Origin of the sequence: Candidatus Corynebacterium faecigallinarum (assembly GCF_052264515.1) — a bacterium.
In the GTDB taxonomy this organism is placed as follows: domain Bacteria; phylum Actinomycetota; class Actinomycetes; order Mycobacteriales; family Mycobacteriaceae; genus Corynebacterium; species Corynebacterium faecigallinarum.
On record NZ_JBQQOC010000010.1, the window covers coordinates 37723 to 60069 of the forward strand.

At 68.0% G+C, this 22347-nt stretch carries 15 protein-coding genes; 8 read left to right on the forward strand and 7 right to left on the reverse strand.

Features of this window, described 5'->3' with window-relative positions:
- Positions 1–9: 9 nt before the first annotated feature.
- Together ACTXPP_RS07025 and ACTXPP_RS07030 are read right to left on the reverse strand one after the other, a co-directional pair.
- Positions 10–600 (reverse strand): DUF6802 family protein, encoded by a 591-nt coding sequence (locus tag ACTXPP_RS07025; protein WP_443341490.1) that lies wholly within the window; start codon positions 598–600, stop codon positions 10–12.
- A complete protein-coding gene (locus ACTXPP_RS07030; RefSeq protein WP_443341491.1) occupies positions 597–1604 on the reverse strand; it encodes a hypothetical protein in 1008 nt (335 codons plus the stop codon). Before ACTXPP_RS07030 ends, ACTXPP_RS07025 begins: the two co-directional genes overlap by 4 nt.
- A 63-nt stretch (positions 1605–1667) precedes the next feature.
- Here ACTXPP_RS07030 and trmB point away from each other — a divergent pair, with 63 nt between their 5' ends.
- The 5 genes from trmB to ACTXPP_RS07055 are packed head-to-tail and all read left to right on the forward strand — an operon-like array spanning position 1668 to position 7572.
- Positions 1668–2453, forward strand: a complete 786-nt coding sequence (gene trmB, locus ACTXPP_RS07035) for a tRNA (guanosine(46)-N7)-methyltransferase TrmB (RefSeq protein ID WP_443341493.1) — start codon at positions 1668–1670, stop codon at positions 2451–2453.
- Positions 2450–3112, forward strand: a complete 663-nt coding sequence (locus ACTXPP_RS07040) for an NYN domain-containing protein (RefSeq protein ID WP_301493990.1) — start codon at positions 2450–2452, stop codon at positions 3110–3112. The genes trmB and ACTXPP_RS07040 overlap by 4 nt, the downstream gene beginning before the upstream one ends.
- Positions 3113–3149: 37 nt before the next feature.
- Entirely contained in the window at positions 3150–5681 is a 2532-nt protein-coding gene (locus ACTXPP_RS07045; protein WP_443341495.1) for an MMPL family transporter, read from the forward strand.
- A gap of 9 nt (positions 5682–5690) precedes the next feature.
- Positions 5691–7112: a lysylphosphatidylglycerol synthase transmembrane domain-containing protein gene (locus ACTXPP_RS07050; protein WP_443341498.1), complete on the forward strand. Its 1422-nt coding sequence runs from the start codon at positions 5691–5693 to the stop codon at positions 7110–7112.
- A 10-nt stretch (positions 7113–7122) separates the two neighbouring features.
- Positions 7123–7572 carry a DUF3054 domain-containing protein gene (locus tag ACTXPP_RS07055; protein WP_301493996.1) on the forward strand — a complete coding sequence of 150 codons (450 nt, stop codon included), beginning with the start codon at positions 7123–7125 and terminating at the stop codon, positions 7570–7572.
- On the opposite strand, the gene ACTXPP_RS07060 is transcribed toward ACTXPP_RS07055, so the two are convergent.
- Positions 7550–8449, reverse strand: a complete 900-nt coding sequence (locus tag ACTXPP_RS07060; protein WP_443341499.1) for a LysR family transcriptional regulator — start codon at positions 8447–8449, stop codon at positions 7550–7552. The genes ACTXPP_RS07055 and ACTXPP_RS07060 overlap by 23 nt on opposite strands.
- Positions 8450–8504: 55 nt before the next feature.
- On the opposite strand from ACTXPP_RS07060, the gene ACTXPP_RS07065 reads away from it, so the two are divergent.
- The 3 genes from ACTXPP_RS07065 (at position 8505) to ACTXPP_RS07075 (ending at position 11952) form a co-directional block, all read left to right on the forward strand.
- The gene (locus ACTXPP_RS07065; protein WP_443341501.1) at positions 8505–9758 is read left to right on the forward strand and encodes an MFS transporter; all 1254 of its coding nucleotides are present in this window, start codon (positions 8505–8507) and stop codon (positions 9756–9758) included.
- Between the two features lie 167 nt (positions 9759–9925).
- The gene (locus ACTXPP_RS07070; protein ID WP_443341504.1) at positions 9926–10495 is read left to right on the forward strand and encodes a DUF6230 family protein; all 570 of its coding nucleotides are present in this window, start codon (positions 9926–9928) and stop codon (positions 10493–10495) included.
- The gene (locus tag ACTXPP_RS07075; RefSeq protein WP_443341505.1) at positions 10495–11952 is read left to right on the forward strand and encodes a DUF6114 domain-containing protein; all 1458 of its coding nucleotides are present in this window, start codon (positions 10495–10497) and stop codon (positions 11950–11952) included. Before ACTXPP_RS07070 ends, ACTXPP_RS07075 begins: the two co-directional genes overlap by 1 nt.
- Positions 11953–12316: 364 nt before the next feature.
- On the opposite strand, the gene ACTXPP_RS07080 is transcribed toward ACTXPP_RS07075, so the two are convergent.
- The 4 genes from ACTXPP_RS07080 to ACTXPP_RS07095 all read right to left on the reverse strand — a co-directional run bounded on the left by ACTXPP_RS07080 (position 12317) and on the right by ACTXPP_RS07095 (position 22240).
- A complete protein-coding gene (locus ACTXPP_RS07080) occupies positions 12317–13981 on the reverse strand; it encodes an acyl-CoA carboxylase subunit beta (protein WP_443341507.1) in 1665 nt (554 codons plus the stop codon).
- 10 nt (positions 13982–13991) lie between these two features.
- Entirely contained in the window at positions 13992–19082 is a 5091-nt protein-coding gene (gene pks13 / locus ACTXPP_RS07085) for a polyketide synthase Pks13 (RefSeq protein WP_443341509.1), read from the reverse strand.
- 195 nt (positions 19083–19277) lie between these two features.
- Entirely contained in the window at positions 19278–21209 is a 1932-nt protein-coding gene (locus ACTXPP_RS07090) for a FadD32-like long-chain-fatty-acid--AMP ligase (protein ID WP_301494008.1), read from the reverse strand.
- Between the two features lie 98 nt (positions 21210–21307).
- Positions 21308–22240, reverse strand: coding sequence for a cutinase family protein (locus tag ACTXPP_RS07095; RefSeq protein WP_301494010.1), 933 nt, complete (start codon positions 22238–22240; stop codon positions 21308–21310).
- Positions 22241–22347: the final 107 nt, after the last annotated feature.

A 22347-nucleotide genomic window follows, 5' to 3' on the forward strand; every position in this document is an offset into this window, starting at 1 on the left:
CCCCCCAGACTAACCCCACCGTCCCCGCTCCACACATTTCCAGCCGACAGTGTCCCAGTTTGAAGTTCCGTTTCCGGGGGTAGCGGGGGGAACATCGGACGCCCCGTCGTTTCCGATTCCGACCTCTACCTGCAATGTTTCCGACACATCAGCTCCCAAAACCGACGTTTGCACTGTGACTGACGACACACCTGAACGGGATTCCCCCGGCGCGTCGTCCTCCACAGAGTCAGTTATGTCCACAGTGTCCGTAGTATCCGTCATGCTCACTTCCCGCCGCCACGCCGACCACCCACCGTCAAAGGTGACCACCGACATGTAGTCGACCAGCCCGTCGCCGTCAGTGTCGGAGCAGATCGTCATTCCCGTGTCATCGGTGAGGGTGACGGACTCCTCGAGCAGTTCCATGTCCTCACCGCAGTCGGCCTGGGTGACCGCGGCGGGCAAGTCATAGCTCACTCCGCCGAGATCGAGGGTCAGGCCGTCCGACAGGCCGGCGTCCAGACCGGCACCGTCGCCGGATACCGCGCCGGACGCTTCGGCGCCGGACGGTTCCAGTCCACCGATGCCCGGCAGTCCCAGGTTCTCCCACTCAGTCACGGGGCCACCACCTGACGGCCAGCCTGGTGACCATCCGGACGAGCTGTTGCCGACACATCAGTGAGGCCCTCTGCGACCGCTGGCACCTCCAGCCGGGAGACCACGTCGGTCACCGTCGCCGCCCAGTGCCGTCGCAGCGTCGCTGCCCGGGTCGCGGCGTCCTGCGTCCGGCGGGCCGAGCGTTGCGTCCACCAGCGCACCAGGAAGGTCGCCACGGCGACCGGCACCCCGACGATCACCCCGATGACCGGGGCACCGACCGTGCGCGTCACCGTCGCGCCGACGACTGCACCGGCGCCGAGTGCCGCAACACCGGCCAAAGCCGTCAGTCCGTCGGCCTTGGCGAACCGACCGGACGCACCACTGTCACCGGAGGCACCGACCGTCTCGCCGACCGCGGGCCCCAGGTGGGGCATCTCCACACCCTGCTCCAGCACCGAAACGGTCAACCTGGCCCGGAACCGCCGGTCCAGCCCGGCTGCGTCCGCCACCGGCTCAGCCAACAGCTCCGACGCCAGACGTTCCGCGGCCAACCGCACGGCGATGCGCACCCGGTCGGCCCGGTCGGCATCCGCCCGGCGCGCATCGGCGGTCCAGCGCCGCATATCGACCCAGAGTGACTCAACGACCCGGCCCAATGTCTCCAGCGCGGCCGGCGCGGCCGGACCGTCCGACGCAGTCCAACGACACACCACGACACCGGGCTCCGCCGCCACCTCCGCCACCGCGTCAGCCATGGCGTCCTCACTGACGTGGAGCACGCAGAGGCCCATCGTGTCACGCACCGCACGCACCACCGCGGCGTCATCGGCGGCATCACCGGCGCCTCCCGCACCGCCGGCACCACTGGCAGAGTCCCCGACAGGGGCCCCGACCACGGCAATCACCCCGTCGGCCTGGTCCGGACCTGCCCCGGTCACGACCCGGTGGCGACTCCCCCGCAACCCCTCCACAACCGTCCTCACGAGCCGGGCGTCCGGCCCGATCACTGAAACAACAGCCATATTCCTGATCCCTCTGTCCCCTCATCTTCCCGAGTACCGCTGTGTTCTGCCACAATGACAAGGATGTCTGACACTGAAAATCCCCCTGCACAGCAGTCGGGTGGCCGCGGTCGCCCCCTGCAGACCCAGTTTAACGACGGGCGCGACTATCCGCGACTAGGTTCCTTCAGTTTCCGCCGCGGAACCCTGACCGACAACCAGGAGTCCCTGTGGGACGAGAACTGGCCGCGGCTGGGCATCGAGCTCACCGACGACCTCACCGACCCCATCGACCTGGACGAATGGTTCGGACGCAGCGGCCACGACACCATCGTCGAAGTCGGCTCCGGCACCGGCACCTCCACCGCGGCCATGGCCCCGCTGGAGACCGACACCAACGTGGTCGCAGTGGAGATCTACCGCCCCGGGCTGGCGAAACTGCTCGGCGCAGTGGTCCGCGGCGGCATCGACAATGTGCGCATGGTCAAGGGCGACGGTGTCGAGGTCCTGCAGCGGCTCTTCGCCCCGAACAGCCTCGCCGGGGTACGGATCTTCTTCCCCGACCCCTGGCCGAAGGCCCGGCACCACAAGCGGCGGATCATCCAGACCGGCACGCTGCACCTCATCGCCTCGCGACTGCGTCCCGGCGGTATCCTGCACGTCGCCACCGACCACGCCGAGTATGCCGAATGGATCGACGAGCTCGTCACCGTCGAGGACGAGCTGGAGTACATTGGCTGGCCGAACGACCCTGATGAGCGGGCGCAGACCGTACCGGTACTCACCGACCGGCAGATCATCACCAAGTTCGAGGGCAAGGGTCTGGACAAGGACCACACCATCCACGAGTACCTCTGGAGACGTCGATGAGCTCAGGCAGCAGTGCCACCCCGAAGCAACCCGTCCACCTGCTGGTCTGGGATGCCCCGAACATCGACATGGGCCTGGGCTCCATCCTCACCGGACGGCCCGACGCCGCCCACCGTCCCCGCTTCGACGCGGTCGGCCGGTGGCTGCTCGATCTCGCCGCCGACAATGAGCTCGGTGGCGACGCCGACTGGACCCCCGATGCCGAGGCCACGGTGTTCACCAACGTGGCACCCGGCGCGGCCGACCAGATCCGCGGCTGGGTGGACGCCCTGCGCAACGTCGGTTTCGCGGTCTTCGCGAAGCCGAAGCTGACCGAGGACTCCGATGTCGACCCCGACATGCTGGTCCACATCCAGGAACGTCGCGACGCCGGCCTGCTCGCGGGACTGGTCGTCGCCAGCGCCGACGGCCAGAACTTCCGGGAACAGCTCGAGACCCTCGCGACAGGTGACGACGGTGGCATGCCTATCCCGGTCACCGTCCTGGGCTTCCGGGAGCATGCCCACTGGGCGGTGGACAATGACCTGCTGGAGTTCGTCGATCTGGAGGACATCGACGGTGTCTTCCGCTCGCCGCTGCCGCGCGTGAGCCTGGACTCCCTGCCGGACGAAGGTGCGTGGCTGCAGCCGTACCGTCCACTCTCCGACCTCTACCGCTAGATATCCGACAGACCACACAGATCAACAAGGAGCTGACGTGTTCACGAAGTGGGGCGATGTCGCCTTCCGATTCCGTCGGATCATTCCGGCGGTGATCATCCTGCTCATCGCGGTGCTCTACCTGGGGCTGGGCACCCAGCTGGGCGACCGGATGAGCCAGGAGGGCTGGGACGACCCGAACAGTGACTCGACCCGCGCCGCGCAGATCGAGCAGGAGACGTTCGGACGCGACGACGGCGGCGACGTCATCGTGCTGGTCACCAGCGAGGGCGCCGGTGAGGGCGCTGATGGCGCTGACCTGCGTGACGCGTCGCTGCAGGAGAACATCTCCAGCCAGATCAACGCCATCGCGGTGGCCAACCCCGACGAAGTCGCACGGGTGACCAGCTTCTTCGACTCCAACCAGGAGCAGATGTTCAGCGAGGACGCCGAGACCGGCGCCCAGACCGCCTTCGCCGCGATCAGTCTCCAGGGCACCGAGGACGAGGTGCTGCAGAACTTCCGGGTCATCGAGGACGACCTGCACCAGATCTCCGCCGACGGGGCGACCGTGGAGATCGGCGGCGCCACCGCCGTGGCCGGCGCCCTGGACTCCGGCATGGCCGACGACATCTCCCGCGCCGAACTGATCGGCCTGCCGGTCGTCGCCCTGCTGCTGCTGGTGATCTTCGGCAGCGTGGTCGCCGCCTGCATGCCGCTGATCGTCGGTGTGCTCTCCATCCTCGGCTCCATGGGCATCCTGTCGTTCCTCGCCGGGATCGTGCAGGTCAACACTTTCTCCCAGTCCGTGGTGACACTGCTGGGTCTGGGCCTGGCCATCGACTACGGCCTGTTCATGGTCTCCCGCTTCCGCGAAGAACTCGCCGAGGGGGCCGACACCCGGACAGCGGTGCGCAACACCACCGCCTCGGCGGGCAAGACTGTGGTCTTCTCCGCCCTGATGGTGGCGGTTGCCCTGTCCAGCCTGATGATGTTCCCGCAGGCCTTCCTGAAGTCCGTGGCCTACGGCGCGATCTCCGCGGTCGGCCTGGCCGCCCTGATCAGTGTGGCGGTGCTGCCGAGCATCTTCGCGATGCTGGGGCCCAACATCGACAAGTTCACCATCTTCCGGCGTGGCCGTACCCGCGATGCCACCGTGCACTCCTGGTGGGGCAAGATCCCCACCTTCGCGATGAAGCACGCCAAGCTGATGACCGTCGGCATCGTCGGCATCCTGATCCTGCTGACCATCCCTATGTCCGGGATGAAGTTCGGTGGCATCAACGAGACCTACCTGCCGCCGGACAACGACACCCGCATCGCCCAGGCCGACTTCGACGAATCCTTCCCGTCCTTCCGCACCGATCCGGTGAAGATCGTCGTCGACGGAGACAACGCCGCCGTCGGCCGGGTGTATCAGCAGGCCAATGCCGTCGAGGGCCTGACCTCGGACTTCCAGGTCGCCCAACCCACGAAGGACGGCGTGACCGTGTTGTCGGCCGGCATCGCCGACCGTGACGACAATGAGCGGATCGTCAACGAACTGCGCGACATCGGCAACAACATCTCCGCCGATGCCGAGGTGTTGGTCGCCGGTACCCCGGCGATGGAGGTCGAGTCGATCGAAGCACTGTTCGACCAGTTGCCCTGGATGCTGCTCTACATCATCGCGGTGACGTTCATCCTGCTGTCGTTGATCTTCGGCTCGGTGATCCTGCCGGCGAAGGCGGTGATCATGAACCTGCTGGGCACCGGCGCTACCCTGGGCATCCTGACCCTGCTGTTCGTCGACGGCGTGGGTGCCGACCTGTTCAACTTCTCCCCCGGCCCGTTGATGAGCCCGGTGCTGGTGCTGATCGTGGCGATCATCTACGGCTTGTCGACGGACTACGAGGTATTCCTGGTGTCCAGAATGGTGGAGGCCCGTGCCCACGGAGCCTCCACAGCCAGAGCGATCCGGTTCGGAACGGCGACCACCGGCGGCATCATCACCGCCGCGGCGCTGATCATGATCGTCGTCGCCGGAGCCTTCGCCTTCTCCGATATCGTGATGATGAAATACATCGCCTTCGGCATGATCGCCGCCCTGGTCATCGACGCGACGATCATCCGCATGCTGCTCGTGCCTGCGGTGATGTACCTGCTGCGCGAGGACTGCTGGTGGGCACCGAAGTGGATCACGACGCTGTCGCAGAAGATCGGCCACAACGAGAAGCTGGAGGGCTTCAGCTCCACGGAGACCGAGGCTCCCGACCCCGCAGAAGTGGTCCCGGAGCGTGAGCCCGTGAGCGTCCGCGCTGACGGCACGGCGGCATCGTCGGACGGCGCGGGCGGTGCGGCCGGTGCGGCCTCCGCCACGGCTGTGCGCTCCCGTGGGCCGCTGCCAGCGGCAACGGCCGCAACCGGAGCGTCCGGCACCGATGGTTCCGACGGTGCAGACTGGGCCGACGGGGCGTCCGACGCGGACGTCGACGACTACGGCGCGCATTCCGGCGCCCGGGCCGGACGCGACACCGGCTCGGCCCCGGTGCCCTTCGACGAACTGATGAAACGCCTCGAGCGGGAGCGTCCCGACCGGAAGAGGCGGTGACCCACGACCATGAGCAGCGGTGAGAACCAGGCCGAGAACCAGTCGACGTTCCGCAACGTCATGCACTGGCTCAAGGACCCCCGGGTCCGAGCTCTGCTGACCTTGGCGATCCTCGCCATCATCCTCTTCCTCTTCCGGGACCACTACCACTTCCTGGAAGAGGGCTGGGCCGAGATCCTCCAGGCCAAAAACTGGTACATCGCCGCTGCAGTCGTGGCCATGGGACTGTCCATGGTCGCCCAGGCCGAGGTGATGGTCGCGCTGCTGCGTCCGGCCGGGGTCCCCGTCAAACGCACCAGCGCCAACGCCCTGGGCCTGTCGGCGAACGCCTGGTCATCGAGCTTCCCCGGTGGTCCGGCGATCTCCGCGGCGATGATCTTCCGCGAACAGATGAAATGGGGTGCCTCCGGTGTCGTCGCCAGTTGGTATCTGGTGATCTCCGGGCTGTTCTCCGGGGCCAGCATGGCCATCCTCGGCCTGGGGGCGGTGTTCTTCCTCCAGGCCAATGTGCACGTGTTCTCCCTGACGCTGTCCATCGTCGCGCTGGTTGCGCTGACCCTGGCGGCGAACTGGATCGCCCGGCACCCCGGCAAGGTCGAGGCAGCGCTGCTGAAGGCCGCCGCCTGGTTCAACCGCAAGCGCAAGAAGCCCGAGGAGCGCTTCCACGAGCGGATCCGTAGCCTCGTCTCGCAACTGCGCGCCGTGGACCTGTCGCCGAAATGGCTGGGCTACGCCATGGGGACGTCCCTGCTGAACTGGGTATTCGAGCTACTCTGCCTGTTCCTGTGCGTGCTGGCCATCGGTGCCGACCCCCGGGTCGCCGGTGTGATCCTGGCCTTCATCACCGCCAAGCTGATTGGCCAGGCACAGATCACCCCGGGTGGTCTGGGACCGGTGGACATCATGCTGACCACCATGCTCGTCGGCACCGGCGGACTGACTTCCGGACAGGCATTCGCCGCAGTGATCGTCTTCCGCATGATCAGCTTCGCACTGCTGACGATCATCGGCTGGCTGGTGTTCCTGTGGACCTTCGTCCGGGCCGAAGAGGCCGAGGAGGCAGAGAAAGCGGGGGCGGCCAACGGGAAACAGGAGGCCCAGTCGGGCGAGGCTCCCGGGCCCGCGCAGGCAGGCGGCATCGGTTCCGACCTCACCTGGTCCGTCACCTCGAAGCACACCAGCTCCTACCACCACCGCAAGGCCTTCAACATCCGCGGCATCACCGACGGGTTGGCCGCCCGGGCCTCCGAACTCGAGTCCCGGCCCGTCCCACCGGCCACCGGGCCAGACGCGCACGAGAATCTCCGCGAACCGGCTGACGCTGGTGAGGCGGGCGAAGGTGGTGAGTCGGGCGCCCCGTCCGAGCCCGCAGAGCCGTCCGCCAGGGACACTCCGCGGAAGCCAGACACCCCCACCCCGCCAGACGCCTAGAATGGCAGGCATGAGCCACGACACCAGCAGCAATCGGGCAGGAGCCCCCCGGACCCAGCCCAGCGAACCCGCCGGCCCGTTCTCCGCGACCGCCGGGCTGAGCTCCACGGTCGCTCTGGTCGCCGATATCGTGGCCGTCCTGGCATTCACCCTGGTCGGCAGCCTGTCGCACAACGGCACCGACGGTTTCAGCATCGGCGGCTGGCTGCAGACCTCCTGGCCATTCATCCTCGGCCTCGCCGTGGGCTGGGCCCTGCTCTACACCGGCAAACTGCGCCGGGCACCGGGCACCGGGGTCCTGCTGCTCGGCGGCACCTGGCTCATCGGCATCGTGGTACGCAGCCTGGTGAACATGTCCGTGGCCTGGGGATTCGTGATCACCTCCTTGATCTTCCTCGGGATCGTGATGATCGGCTGGCGGCTGATCGCCAGCCTCGTCACCCGGCGTGCTCGGTCATAAACTCCAGGAACGCCGCCACCGGCGGTGACAACTTCGCCCCGGACGCCCACACCACCCCCAGCTCGCGGGACCGGGTCGTCGCCAAGGGGATCACGGCCATGCCCGGCAGGCGCAGGTTCGGATCGTCCAACGGCAGTAGCGCCACCCCCAGCCCCGCGGTGACCAACCCGGCGACCGTGGTCAGCTCCATCGACTCGAACACCAACCGCGGCCGGAACCCCGCCGCCGCGGTCAGCTCGTTGAGCAGCAGGCGGGTACCGTAGCCCTCCAGCATCGCCACGAACGGCTCATCGGCGGCCTCGGCGATATCGATACTCTCCCGGCCTGCCCACCGGTGGGAGGACGCAACCGCCAGACCGAGACGCTGCTCGGCCAACTCCATCCAGTCGACCTGCCCGGCGGCGATCTGCGGCCCCGGACGCGGACCCACCAACGCCAGATCGGCGCGTCCGGAAATGACCTGATCCACCAGGTGCATCGCCGCCCCCTGCACCAGGTCGAAACGCACGGACGGGTGATCCTCGCGGTAGGTGCGCAACAAGTCAGGCACCAGCCAGGTGCCCAACGAATGCATGAAGGACAGCCGGACCGTGCCCCGCTCCGGATCGGCCATGCGCTGCACCTCCTCCACCCCGGCACGCCAGGTCGCGCGGGTGTCCGCGGCCGCGTCGGCGAGCGCGGCACCGCGGCGGTTCAGGACGAGGTGACGGCCATGCCGGTCGAACAGCGACACCCCCACCGCCTGTTCCAGCTTCGCCAGGCGGCGAGAAAGCGTGGACTGGCTGATGCCGGTGGCCAGGGAGGTGTCGACCATGTTGCCGGTCTCGGCGAGGTCGATGAACCAGTCCAGGTCACTGAATTGCACAGAATGGGACACAAAAGCGATTCTAATGCATTTAGGACGATTGTTCCGGTAGTGCAGCATGGGGTCCATGAGCGAGCGCACGAGTGAGACCCAGAACCAGGCCTCGGATGAAGCACAGGACAAGCCGTCCCCCGCCACCGGCCTGGGCCCCGGCGATCCCGGATACCGGCGCATCATGATCGCCGCAGCCGCCGCCGGCCTGGCGTCCTTCAACGCGATGTACCTCACCCAGGCACTGCTGCCGTCGATCCACCACGACCTCGACGTCTCCCCCACCACCGCTGCACTGACCGTGTCCGCGACCACCGGCATGCTCGCCCTCGCCGTGATCCCGGTGTCGATCCTGTCCGAACGGGTCGGACGCCGTCGCGTCCTGCAGGTCTCCGTACTCGCCGCCACCGCGCTCAGCCTGATCCTCGCCCTGGCCCCCGGCATCGAGACGTTGATCGTGATCCGCGCCCTGCAGGGCATCGCCGTCGCCGGCGTCCCTGCCGTGATGATGAGCTTCCTCTCCGAGGAGATCCGCGGCGAACACCTCGGCCGGGTCATGGGCCTCTACATCGCCGGTACCACCCTCGGCGGCCTGCTCGGACGCCTCATCCCCTCCGGCGCACTGAGCTTCACCGGATGGCGCGGGGCGGTACTGGTCGGCGGCCTCGTCGCCTTCGGCATCGCCGTCCTGTGCGCCTGGGCGCTACCGAAACAGCGCAACTTCACCCCGAAGCGGATCACCCTCTCCCACGAACTCGCCGCCTTCCGCCACCACTGGCGCAATCCCTCCCTGGTCGCCCTGTTCATCCTGCCGTTCCTGATGATGGGCGCGTTCGTGTCACTGTACAACTACCTCGGATTCCGGCTGACCGAACAATTCGGGCTGACCGAGGTGATCGCCGGCATGGTGTTCGTGCTGTACCTCTCCGGCACCTGGTCCTCCGCCCGGGCCGGCTCGCTCGTCGCACAGTACGGGGTGGCCCGCGTACTGGTCCTGAGCTGCCTGCTGGCCACCGCCGGACTGCTGCTGGCCCTCGTACCGAACCTGGCGGTCACCGTGGTGGGTGTGCTGATCTACACCGCCAGCTTCTTCGCCGTGCACTCCACCGCCTCCACCCTGGTCGGCCAACTCGCCGACCGCGACCGGGCGGAAGCGTCCTCCACCTACGTGATGAGCTACTACCTGGGGTCGTCGGTGGTCGGCTGGTTGGCCGGTTACGTCTTCGACCTCGGCTGGGGCGCGCTGATCGCCGGACTGGTCGCACTACAGCTCGCTGCACTGGGCCTGTGCGCGGTGAGTGTACGTGGCGCGCGAAATCGTGCATCCTAGACCAACTCGCTGACCTGCAGTGATACCCCCGCCCCTGCAGGGGTAGAACAATAATATGCCTATTCTTTCCAGAAACACTTGAAAGGGCGATAGCGTATCCCCCAGACAGCTTCACATTGAATACAAAAGGGGTCGCGTTCAGGCGCTCCACTGAAGGAGGAACACACATGGGACACATCAAGGGTAAGCGGTTCGCCGCGGTCATGGGCGTTGGCCTCCTCGCCACCGCCGGCGTCGGCGTTGCCATGGCACAGGGCGGACTGACCGCGAACCTGGCCCTGTCCAACGTCATCTTCAACCAGAAGGTCGCCGGCCTCGACGGCTCCGGCGTCTCCATCTTCGGCGGCGTCGACAGCCTCGAGGGTGACGACACCGCCGTGGCCAAGCTGAAGTTCGAGGACGCCACCGTCACCGACCTGTGCATGGCTGCTCCGCTGAGCCTGCCGGGCCTGGGCGACAAGAAGTTCCAGATGCTGGTGCCGGGCGACAACTTCACCGCCGACAACCTGGTCATCGGCGCTCCCGGCCTGAACGGTGGCATGACCCTGACCAACCCGCAGATCGGTGTCGACGCCAGCCAGCTCGACGACAGCGCCGAGCCCGGCTCCTGGGGCATCTCCGCTGACGCCATCCACGCCTTCGACCAGGAGATCAAGGCCACCTCCATCGCCGCCGACAGCCTGACTGCCGCCGGCAGCAAGGTGTCCGTCGTGAACGCGGACGAGAGTGAGTGCTGATGCCTGACGGTTCCACCACGCCCCAGGGCGTGAACGGGGATCCCGGCACCACAGGCGACGACGACACCCAGGTGATCAAGGCGCAGGACGACGCCACGGCAACGGAGACCGACAAGGCTGCCGCCTCCGATACCGCCGACGCCGCCGGGACCACCCGCGCAGAAAAGATGGAGAAGCAGAACCGACGGTTCAGCACGTGGCGCAAGCAGCGCCCGTTCGCTGCTGGCCTGCTCATGATGCTCGCCGGCATCGTGATCATGGTTCCGACCTACCTGTCGCTGTCCATCGACAACATCCAGATCCAGATCTCCTCCATGGGCGGCGTGTCCACCCTGGTCATCGGCATCCTGCTGATCACCTGTGGTGTGATGACCTGGTTCCGCGGCGAAGGACGCATCCTCGCCGGCGTGGCAGCGATCATCCTGGCCATCCTGGCGCTGTGGCAGTCCAACTTCGGCGGCTTCGGCGTCGGCCTGGTCCTCGGCCTGGTCGGCGGCGCGCTGGCCCTGGCCTGGGACCCGCGGCCCAAGCCGGAGTACAAGGCCGAGAAGGCCGAGAAGAAGGCTGCCAAGAAAGCCAAGAAGCAGGCCAAGCGGGAGAAGAAGGCAGCCAAGAACGGTACGGCGAAGTCTGTGATCGCGGTTGTCGCCGCACTCGCCGTCGGTGTCGGCGTCCAGACCCCACAGGCCCGGGCCCAGCTGCCCGGCCTGCCGGAGTTCGAGGTTCCGGAGTTCCAGCCGCCCGAGTTCCCGGGCCAGGGTGGTGGCAACGGCGAGGACGGCGAGTCAAACAACACGCCGCGCCGGCCCAACATCCCGACCCCGGAGCTGCCCGACCTGCCGTCGTTGCCGCAGGACGGCAATGACCTGCAGGACGGCATCGACCGCACCCTCGAGGACCTCGGTATCGAGATCCCGGGCCTGAACGTCGCTCCCCCGGAGCCCGTCCCCGGGATGATGACCCCGAACGGAAACACCTTCACCATCCAGTCGGACGCCACCGCGATGACCCCGAACATGAAGATGTCCTTCGTGACCATCGACACCATGCAGGGTCCGAAGAAGGCGGTGCGGATCGACTCGGATCAGACGATCCTGGACAACCTGAAGGTACAGTTCCCGAACTCGCAGGGTGCCGACCTGATGCAGGACACCATGGGCGGCAAGAGCACCCTGACCGGCAACTTCCACATCTTCGTCAAGAAGGTCACCATGACCCTGGAGATGCACGGTCTGGACACCCAAATCCCCATCACCATTGACGCGGACTGGGCGCCGGACCAGATCATGGCTGAGCTTGAGAAGATCGGCCTGGGCCTGCCGGACCTGCTGTCCGAGGAGACCCGCGTGCTCGACGGCCGCATGGAGACCTACCTGGTCATGGCCGACAAGATGGAGTTCCCGTCCAACGAGATCAAGACCTGGGAAGACACCGGTCCTTACCACGCGATCGGCTGACCGCGTCACTTCTCCGTCACTCGGAAGTGCACCGGACACCGGAATGCATGTTCCTCCACCCCCGGTGTCCGACCGCCCCAGCCAGAGTTTCTGGCCGGGGCGGTCCTTTGTTTGCCTGCGCCATCACCTAACTCATTCACCGTGGACGTGGACGAGGGCGAGGGTGTGGCCAAGGGCGTGGACGAGGACGAGGACGTTCAGTCCGGCATCAGTGAATCCATCACACCTCCGTCGCTGCGCCGGCTGAGAGGAAAACGCCCTGAACTGCAGGTCTCACTATATGGAAATCGACGAAGGTGTGATAGATCGCGTGGAGCGGTAGGCGGCAGGGCGACCCGGTCTGGCGGAGGCGGCCGGGGCGGCGCTACATCGGGTTGATGGTGTGCTTCTTCGGCTGGACCGGGACCTGCTTGTCCTTGAGCAGCCGCAGCGCCTGGCGCAGCCGCACGCGGGTCTGCGACGGGTCGATGATCTCGTCGACGTAGCCACGCTCGGCGGCCACGTACGGGCTGGTCATGTTGGCGTTGTAGAAGTCCATGAACATCTTCTTCGCCGCCGGGCGCTCCTCCTCCGGCAGCGCGGCCAACTGACGACCCTGGATCATCACTGCGGCTCCCTCGGCGCCCATCACGGCGATCTGCGCCGTCGGCCACGCCAGGTTCACGTCCGCACCGAGGTTCTTCGACCCCATCACCGCGTAACCACCGCCGAAGGCCTTACGCACGACCACGGTCATCTTCGGCACGGTGGCCTCCACGATGGCGAAGCCCAGCTTCGCCCCCCGGTGGATCAGCCCGAGCTTCTCCTGCTCGGCACCGGGCAGGTAACCGGGGGTGTCGACGACGTAGACCAGCGGCACACCGTAGGCGTCGCAGGTCCGGATGAAGCGGGACGCCTTGTCCGCGGCCTCGGCGTCCAGGCACCCGGCCAGGGACATCGGCTGGTTAGCGACCACGCCGACCGGGCGTCCGTCGATGCGGGCGTAACCGGTGATCACGTTCTGCCCGAAGTCCGGTTGGATCTCGAGGAAGTCCTCGTCATCGAAAATCCGGGTCAGCACGTCCATCATGTCGTAGCCGGCGTTGGGGTCGTCCGGAATGAGGTCGGCGAGCTCGGCATCGCGCTCGGTCGGCTCGTCCGACGGCGCGGGGTACACCGGGGTCGCCTCGAAGGCGCTGGTCGGCAGGTGGGCGAGCAGTTCGCGGACATAGCTCAGGGCATCGTCCTCGTCGGAGCCGACGTAGTGGATGTTGCCGTTGGCGGCCTGCACCCGGGCCCCGCCGAGATCCTGCATGCTGATCTTCTCGCCGGTGACCGACTCGATGATCTGCGGACCGGTGACGAACATCGTCGTCTGCTCCTCCACCGCGATGAGGAAGTCGGTGGTGGCCGGGGCGTACACGGCACCACCGGCACAGTTGCCGAGCAGGATGGAGATCTGCGGCGACTGGCCGGACAGCGGCAGCTGACGCCGGGAGATCTCGGAGTACATCGCCAGGGACATCACCGCGTCCTGGATGCGGGCACCACCGGAGTCGTTGATGCCGATGACCGGACAGCCGATACGGGTCGCGAAGTCCATGACCTCGCAGACCTTCTTGCCGAAGGTTTCACCCACCGAGCCGCCGTAGACGGTCTTGTCGTGGGCGTAGATCGCCACCGGACGACCGTCGATCCGGCCGTAGCCGGTGACCACGCCGTCGCCGTAGGGGGCGTCCTCGACACCGGGGGTGCGGCCGAGCGCACCGATCTCGGTGAAGGAGCCCTCGTCCAGCAGGGCGTCGATGCGCTGACGCGGGGTGGTGCGTCCTTCGGCATCGCGCTTCTCGCGAGCACGCTGGCTACCCGGGTCCAGCGACTTCTCGAGTCGGCCGCGCAGGTCGTCGAGCTTCTCGGCGGTGGAGCGTCCGGTGCCGGGCGCGTGGCGGGCCTCGGTGGCAGCGATGGCTGCGGCCGGATCAGTGTCGGCACCAGCGGCGTTGCCGGCGCCGGCACCACCGAACCAGGGGTTCTCCGGTGTTGCTGTCATGTGCTCCACGTTATCGCAGTTGGTTGATGTGCTCGGTGATGTGGGCACCGACAATGCCGATGGACGGCTCGTCCGGCACCGCCAGGTGGTCGCCGGCCAGCTGGACCAGGTCGACGTCCACGACGCCGTCCCAACCACCGTCGGCGGGAATGTCGGCGAAGGACGGCTCCAGCTCGATCGCGCCCTCGTGCATGCCCTCGGACTTGTAGAGGGTCACCGGTGCGGTGACCTCGCTCCAGCGCTCGAAGTCGAGGGTGTTGAGGATGCGGGTGTCGACGAAGCTGGCACGCTGGTGCTCCAGCACCCCGGCGGCGAGGCCGTGCTCGGAGGCGTCGGTGTTCTGCAGGAACATGGTGAGCATGCCGATCATCGCCTCCTCACCCTGCTCCTCGAGCATGTCGTGCGGGACGGGCATGTCGATGCCGTAGGTCTTCTTGGCGAAGGCGGAGTAACGGTCCCAGCGGGCGTGCATCTCCTCCTTCGTGTCCGGCGCCGGGGTCGTGGGACGCACCAGGTCGAGCAGTTCCAGATGGCCGACGGTGACCTCCCCTGCCTGCTCCAGGCGGTGGGCGACCTCGAAGGCCAGGGCACCGCCGAAGCTCCAGCCGCCGAGGACGACCGGACGGCCGTCGGCGAGGGCGGTGATGTCGGCGACGTAGGCGTCGGCGCGCTCGTCGAGGCTGCCCTCGAGCCGCTCGACACCGTAGACCGGCACGTCGGCGGGCAGGCGTCGGGTCAGCGGTTCGTAGACCACGCTGGATCCGCCGGCCGGGTGGAAGACGAAGACGGCCGGGCTGTCGGAGCCTTCCTGGCGGGCGCGCAGTACGCGGATATTGCCCTCCACGGTGGTCTCGAAGACCTCGCGGACCAGGTTGGCCAGCGGTTCCAGGGTCTCGGCGGCCAGCACCTGTTCGGTGGTGATGACGGTCTCGCCGGTGCCGCAGCGCTCGTTGAGACGCTCGGCGATCTTCGTGGCGGTCTCGCTGTCGATCTCGGGGAGTTCGCTGGTCACGCCGCCCGGGGCGGCGCCGGTGAAGGACGCCCAGGTGCCGAAGACCATGCGCTCGGAGGCGTCACGCGGGGCGACACCCACGCCGGAGGCGTTATTGGCCGCGGCATTGGTGTCCGTGTCGGACGCCGCACTGTCGGACACCGCGGCCGCCGTGTCGGCGGCACCAGAGGCGGCACCCGCTGCGTCCTTCTCGGCCGCGCTCTCGGACGCGGTCCCGCCATCGCCGTGGCGCTCCCCGATCATCTCCTCGACCAGGGCGATGACCTCGTCGACCGAGCCGTCTCGCAGGGCCTGGACGTTCAACGGCGGCAGGTCGAAGTCATGCTCGACCCGGTTCTTGATCCGCATGCCCATGAGGGAGTCCAGCCCGAGGTCGATCAGCGGCAGCTCACCGGGCAGGTCATCGATGTCGTAGCCCATCGACTCCGAGACGATGCCGCGCAGCCGCTCGGCCGCGCTCTCGCCGGAGTTCGGGTCCCACCGCGCTGCGTCGGTGTCGACGGTGGGCAGGCTGTTGCGGGACGTTGTGGACGCTCCGGCATCCTGCGAACCAGCGCCGGCGGTGGTACCCACTGCACCGGCGGCCTCGGACGCCCCACCCAGGGCGTCCGGCGTCGATCCGTCCTGAACCAGCGGCAGGGTCGCGGCGAACGCCTCGCCGACCAGCACCGACGAACCGTCCGACTCATCAACCACATAGACCTGCACGGTGAGTCCGCCGAGGGTGCGTGCCACCAGCGTGGTGACCTCACCAGCGGTCGGCAGCGCGCCGTGGCCCCGGAAGGCGGTGACCGAGGACTCCGGGGACACCGCGTGCACGGCGGCCTCGGCGACGGACTCCACGCTGGGCACGTCGCTGACCGCGGCGGCGAAGGCGGTGCGGCCGTCCGGCAGCGAGACCCGTCGACCCGGGATACCACGGCCAGCTCCACCACCGGGGCGGGCTGCGGTCCAGTAGCGCTGCAGGTTCCAGTGCACGCCCGGAATGTCCTGGCTGACGCGGTGCGCAGCGGCACCGGCAGCACCGGATCGGGCACCGCCGGCACGATCAGCATCGGTGGCATAGAGCGTCCGGAAGTCGACGTCCCCGCCGCGCACGTACAGCTCACCGACGGTGCGCAGCAGCGTGTCGACGCTGGGCTCCTTGCGCTTAAGCAGGTACATCAGGCTGGACTCGCCGGCCTCGTGGGCGAAGGCGGTGTTCATCATCGGCATCAGCGCGACCGGGTTCGGGGAGAACTCCACGAAGGTGCGGAAGCCCTCGTCGAACAGGCGGCCGGTGGCGTCCGAGAACCACACCGAGTAGCGGGTGCAGCGCAGGAAGTACTCCGCGTCGTGCACTGTCTCGCCGGGGTTGTAGGTCACCCCACGGTCAACGGTGCTGTACAGCGGGGTGTGGATGGCCTGCGGTGCGATGTCGCTGATCTCCGCGGCGAGCTCGCCGAGGATCGGGTCGAGCATGCTGGCGTGTCCGGCACCCTTGACCTTCAGCAGACGGGCGAACTTGCCCTGGCCGTCCAGGTGCTCCACCAGGTCGGCGACCGGCTGGGCCGGGCCACCGACGGTGGTCATGCCGGGCGCGGCGTAGACCGCGGGCTCGACGGCGGCGAACTCCGGGTGCTCCTTCTGGAACTCCACCAGGTCGTCCACACCGAGCTCGATGACGGCCATCGCGCCCTGCTTGTCCTCGGGCAGCAGGGTCTCGCCCTCGCCCATCAGCCGGGCACGGTGGCAGGCGATGGTGACGGCGTCCTCCATGGTCAGGCCACCGACGGCGTAGCCGGCAGCGATCTCACCCATGGACTGGCCGACGACGGCGGCAGGGCGCAGCCCCAGCCCGGTCATCAGGTCGGTCAGGGCGATCTGGATGGCGGTGATGCCGACCTGGGCGGTCTCGGTGCCGAAGTTCTGGGCGTCGTCGAGGATCATCTCGACGACCGACCAGCCGGACTCACGGTCGACGACCTCGTCGATCTCGTGCAGCCGGGCGGCGAACTGCGGGGAGAGCTGGTACAGCTCCTTGCCCATCTTGCGGTGCTGGGAGCCGAAACCGGAGTACACCCAGACCGCACCCTCGCGCTCGGGGCTGTCGGCCACGGCCACCCCGGCACCCTTCTTGCCGTTGGCCAGGCGGGTCAGCCCGGCGGTGGCCTCCTCGACGTCATGGGCCAGGACGATGCCGCGGGAACGGCCGTGGTTGCGTCCACCGGTGGTGGTCGCCAGGGCGGTGAGGTGGGCACCGCTGGACTTGTCCTCCAGCCAGCCGGCGAGGTCGGACGCTGCGGTGCGGCGGCGCGAGGGCAGCAGTCCAGAGACCGTGATCAGTCGCGGCAGCGGGATACCGGCGGCGGCGGCGGCATCGTCGGAATCAGCGTCAGCCTCGGGGTTGTCCTGCACACCGGCCCAGTCGAAGACCGGCTGGGCGGCGGCAGCAGTTCCACCAGCAACGTCACCAGCACCGGCAACCGGCGCTGCCCCCTCCGGCCCCACCACGACCACGTGCGCATTCGTTCCACCGAAGCCGAAACCGGACACACCGGCGACGGGCGCACCGGAGTACTCCGGCCACTCGCGCGGATCCTCCACGACCTCCAGGTGGTCGCGGTCGAAGTCGATGTAGGGGTTCGGGCCGGCGAAGTTCACCGTCGGCGGCAGCACACCCTCGCGCATCGCCGAGACGACCTTGATCACCCCGGCGACACCGGCGGCGGCCTCGGTGTGGCCGAAGTTGGTCTTCGCCGAGCCGAGCAGCAGCGGGGTGGCGATGTCGCGGCCCTCGCCGAGCACCTGGCCGAGTGCACCTGCCTCGATCGGATCACCGAGGATGGTGCCGGTGCCGTGGGCCTCGACATAGTCCACCTCGGAGGGCTCGATGCGCGCGTCACGGTAGGCCGCACGCAGGACGGCGGCCTGTGCCTCCGGGTTCGGGGCGGTCAGTCCGTTGGAACGTCCGTCCTGGTTCACCGCGGAACCGGCGATGACGCCGAGGACGTTGTCACCGGCGGCCACGGCGTCCGACAAACGCTTGAGGACGAGCACACCGGCACCGTCGGACCGGACGATGCCGTCGGCGTCCTCGGAGAAGGCGTGGATGCCGCCGGTGGGGCTGAGCACGCCGAGTTCGGAGAAAGCGACCGTGGCAAAGGGGCTGGACAGCAGGTTCACACCACCGGCGAGGGCGACGGTGGAGTCACCGTCGCGCAGGGAGCGCACGGCCTGGTGGATCGCCACCAGAGATGCGGAGCAGGCGGTGTCCAGGGCCACCGACGGTCCACGGAAGTCGAAGGCGTAGGAGATCCGGTTGGCGACCACCGCGGTGGAGTTGCCGGTCAGGGCGTAGGGGTGCGCCTCGGCCGGGTCGGCGCCGATGAGCATGCCGTAGTCGTTGTTGGACGAACCGACGAAGACACCGGTGTCGGTGCCACGCAGGGTGTTCGCCGGGATGCCGGCGTCCTCAAGTGCCTCCCAGGCCAGGGTGAGCATGATGCGCTGCTGCGGATCCATGTTCGCCGCCTCCAGCGGCGACAGGCCGAAGAACTCCGCGTCGAAGGAGGCGATGTCCTCGATGTAACCGCCGGTCAGCTGTGCCTCGGCCATGCGCCGGGACATTTCGGGGTCGTCGGCGTACTCGGTCCAGCGTCCCTCCGGCAGCTCGCCGACGCCGCTGCGGCCCTGCTCGAACATCGTCCACATCTCGGCGACGTTCTCCGCACCGGGGTAGGAACCGGCCATGCCGACGATGGCGATCTGGCGGTCCTCGGCGGCGAGCTCGCCGCCGGAGCGTCCGGCGTCCTGCCCGGCCCCTGCCGCGGCTCCACCGCGAGCGCGGGCGCCACCGGCGGCGACGAAGTCGGCCAGCGCGGCGATGGTGTTGTACTCGTAGGCCACCGTGGCGTCCAGGGAGACCCCGGTCAGCCGCTCCAGCTCGCCGGACAGGACGACGACATCGCGACTGGAGAGGCCGAACTCCTCCATGGAGCGGTCGTCGGTGATCTCCGCGACGTCCAGGCCGGTGGTGCTCTGCACCCAGTCGCGCAGCCAGACACGCATCTCGGCGGCGGTGGAAGGCTGATGCTCAGAGTTCGACATAGGCGTTAGGGGTACGGCTTCCTCGTGGGACGGACAGATGGCAAGAGTTGCAGTGCGATACGGGGTATCGAACATATAACGGGTCACATGTATCGCGACCACCGTCGAGTGACATCGTCGGTGGCCGCTGTTGTGCTACACGACAGTCTAGACCAGTTGGGGAAGCCGTCGCGAACGTTACGACACCCTCTCAGGTCAGTTGAAACTGCCGTTCAGGTAGAGCTTCGCCGCAACCCGGCGGGCGATCTTGTTCGCCGAGGACCGCGGGATGGCGTCCATCGCGACGATGCGGATGTCATCGGGCTGGACACCGTGGGTCGAGGTGACGGCGGCGCGGATCGCGGCGATGGCGGCCTCATCGCCGGCGGCGTCGGCCTCCGGGTCGCGCTCGGCGATGATGACCAGGCCTTCGGAACCGGAGCCGGAGTCGGCACCGGACGCGGCGGCATCGGCGGCGCTGACCGCGAAGGCGGCGACGACGCCGGGCAGCAGGTGGCTGGTCTCCTGGTTCGCCGCGGCGACGGCGGTGGCCTCGATGTCCTGCGGGTAGTGGTTGCGTCCGGCGACGACGACCAGGTCCTTGATGCGTCCGGTGATGTAGAGCTGGCCGTCGAAGACGACCGCCAGGTCACCGGTGCGTAGCCAGTTGTCGTCGTCCGGGGCATCGGCGACGGCCGAGCCCTCGCCGAGCCGGTGTGCCGCTGGCAGGGAGTTGCGGAAGGTCTCGGTCGTATCGTCCTCCCGGTTCAGGTAGCCGGCGGCGATGTTACCGCCGTGCAGCCACACCTCACCGACGGTGCCCTCGGCGACCTCCTTACCGGACGCCGGGTCGACGATGGCCATGAACAGCGACGGGCCGGGCTCGCCCACGCTCATGATCGGCACGGCCTTGCCGGTGGCGGCCAACTCACCGGCGACCTCGACGGCCTTGCCCTCGTTGAGCTGGTCACGGTCGAAGACGCGCAGCTTCGGACGGTCCTCGGTCTGCGGGGTGGTGACGAACACGGTGGCCTCGGCCAGGCCGTAGGACGGGCGCATCGCCGAGCGGCGGAAACCGGCGGGGCCGAAGACCTCGCTGAAGTTGTCCACCGAGGACTGGCTGACGGCCTCGGCACCGTTGATGATGCCCTCGACGTGGCTGAGGTCGACGTCGGCGAGGTCGGCGCGCTCGGCCGGGTTGGCGTAGCGGGCGGAGAGCTCCAGGGCGAAGTTCGGCACACCGGTGTAGACGTTGACCGTCTCGCCGTCGGGACCATTCCCCTCGGTCTCGGAGAGCTGGCGGATCCAGCGGCCCGGATCCTGGATGAAGTCGCGCGGGGCCATGATGTCCTGCGGCAGGCCCAGGATCAGCACGAAGGAGGACAGGATGATGCCCATGTCGTGGTGGAAGGGCAGCCAGTTGACCAGGCGCAGCGGGGTCTTCAGCTGGCCGGCCTGGAAGACCTGCAGCACATTGGTGACGATGGCACGGTGGCTCAGGATCACGCCGGCGGGGGTACGGGTGGAGCCGGAGGTGTACTGCAGGAACGCCGGGTCGCCGGAGTTCGGGGCGAGCTCCGGGTTCTCCATCATCTTCATCATCGGGTTCTCCCACTCCGCGGCGAGGGAGTCAGGGAGGGCGTCGATGGTGAGGATGCGCGGACGCTCCTTCGCCGGGGTGGAGGCGAAGTGGGCACGCACCTGGGTGGCGGAGGTCTTGTTCGTCAGCACCACCGTGGGGGTGGAGGACTCGAGCACCGCGGTGAGGTGGTCGGCGTGGCCCGGCTCGGTCGGGTCGTACAGCGGGACGGGCACGGTGCCGGCGTACAGCGCGCCCATGAAACCGAAGAGGTACTCCGGACTGTTGTTGGCCAGGATGACCACGCGGTCACCGCGCTCGGTGACCTGCTGCAGGCGGACGCACACGGCCTTGATGCGGGTGTTGACCTCCGCACGGGTCCAGGTGACTTCCTCACCGGCGGCGCTTCCGCTGTAGTCGTGGAAGGTGATCAGCGGGGTGTCCACCGAACCTTCCATCTGCGCCATCGTGTAGAGCATCTCGCACATGGCGGACAACGACAGCTGGTCCGGGATCGCGATCTCGCCCTTGTCGTCGTAGAACTGACCCATCGCAGCGCTGAGGTCCATCAGGGGTTCCCTTTCGTCGGAATCTTTTCTATGTAGAACCCTATCGGTTTCCGACTCCGGTCGTGGGAACTCGCGCGGTAACTGGCGCGGTTTACTCGTCAGGCGTTGACGATGTCGCGTACCCAGTTCACGACCCACTCCGGGACGGTCCCGCCGTCGACGACGGTGCCGTTGCTGGAGTACTGGGCATGGACCTTGTTCGCGTCGATGAGGTCACGGGCCCGCTGCAGGGCGTTGCCGACATCGCGGGGGGCACTGCACACCAGGTCGGCGGGGGCGCAGAACTGTTTGGTGCGGTCCTGCAGTTCCCCGAAGTCCTGCGGGCGGGGACCTCGCATCGAGGCGCCCGGGACGATCGGCTGGACCAGTGCCTCCACCGAGCTCAGCGCGATCTCCGCGCCGATGCCGGTGACGTCGGGGCTGCCGACCAACTCCCCCTTGCCGTCTTCACGGCGACCGTCGGCGATCAGTGCGACGCCCCTCACGGCGTCGGCGGGCACGGCGGAGTCGCCGTTGCCGATGGCGGTCGCCAGGTCACCGGTCAGGACGGCGCCCTGGCTGAATCCGACGAGGATCAGGCCGGTGGCCGGGCACATCTCGTTGACGGCGACCATCTCGGCCTCGAGGCGGCGGTAACCCTCCTTGCGGGAGTCGTCGTAGGACATCTCCTGCAGGGCGCCGACGTTGCGGAACTGCGCCGGGTAGGGCAGCGTCCAACTCTTCAGCGGGCCGCCCTCGACACCGTCACCGAACTCCTCCTGCAGCGGCTGCGTGACGTTGAGCAGCATGGAGTGCGGACGCGAGTTCGGGTGGATCGGGTCATCGTCCGCGGTGGACTCCCAGGTGCCCGGCGCGGAGAACAGCACGTTGTCCGGGCAGGAGTCCGGCTGATCGGGGGCTGCGGTATCCGTCTCCGTACCCGGACCGGGGCCGACCGGGCCGGTGGTGTCACGGTTGAGCCAGGTGCCGACACCGAGCACGAGGACGACGGCGAGCACGAGCGCCGCAGCGATGGTGAGGAACTTTCTCATGGCGTGTCAGCGTACCCCCTCCGGCTGGCAGGTCACTGGGAGACACCGGTGAGCTGGCGGCACGGTGCCGGTGAGCCAGCCGGTGGATCCCCCGGGGCCACCCCCGG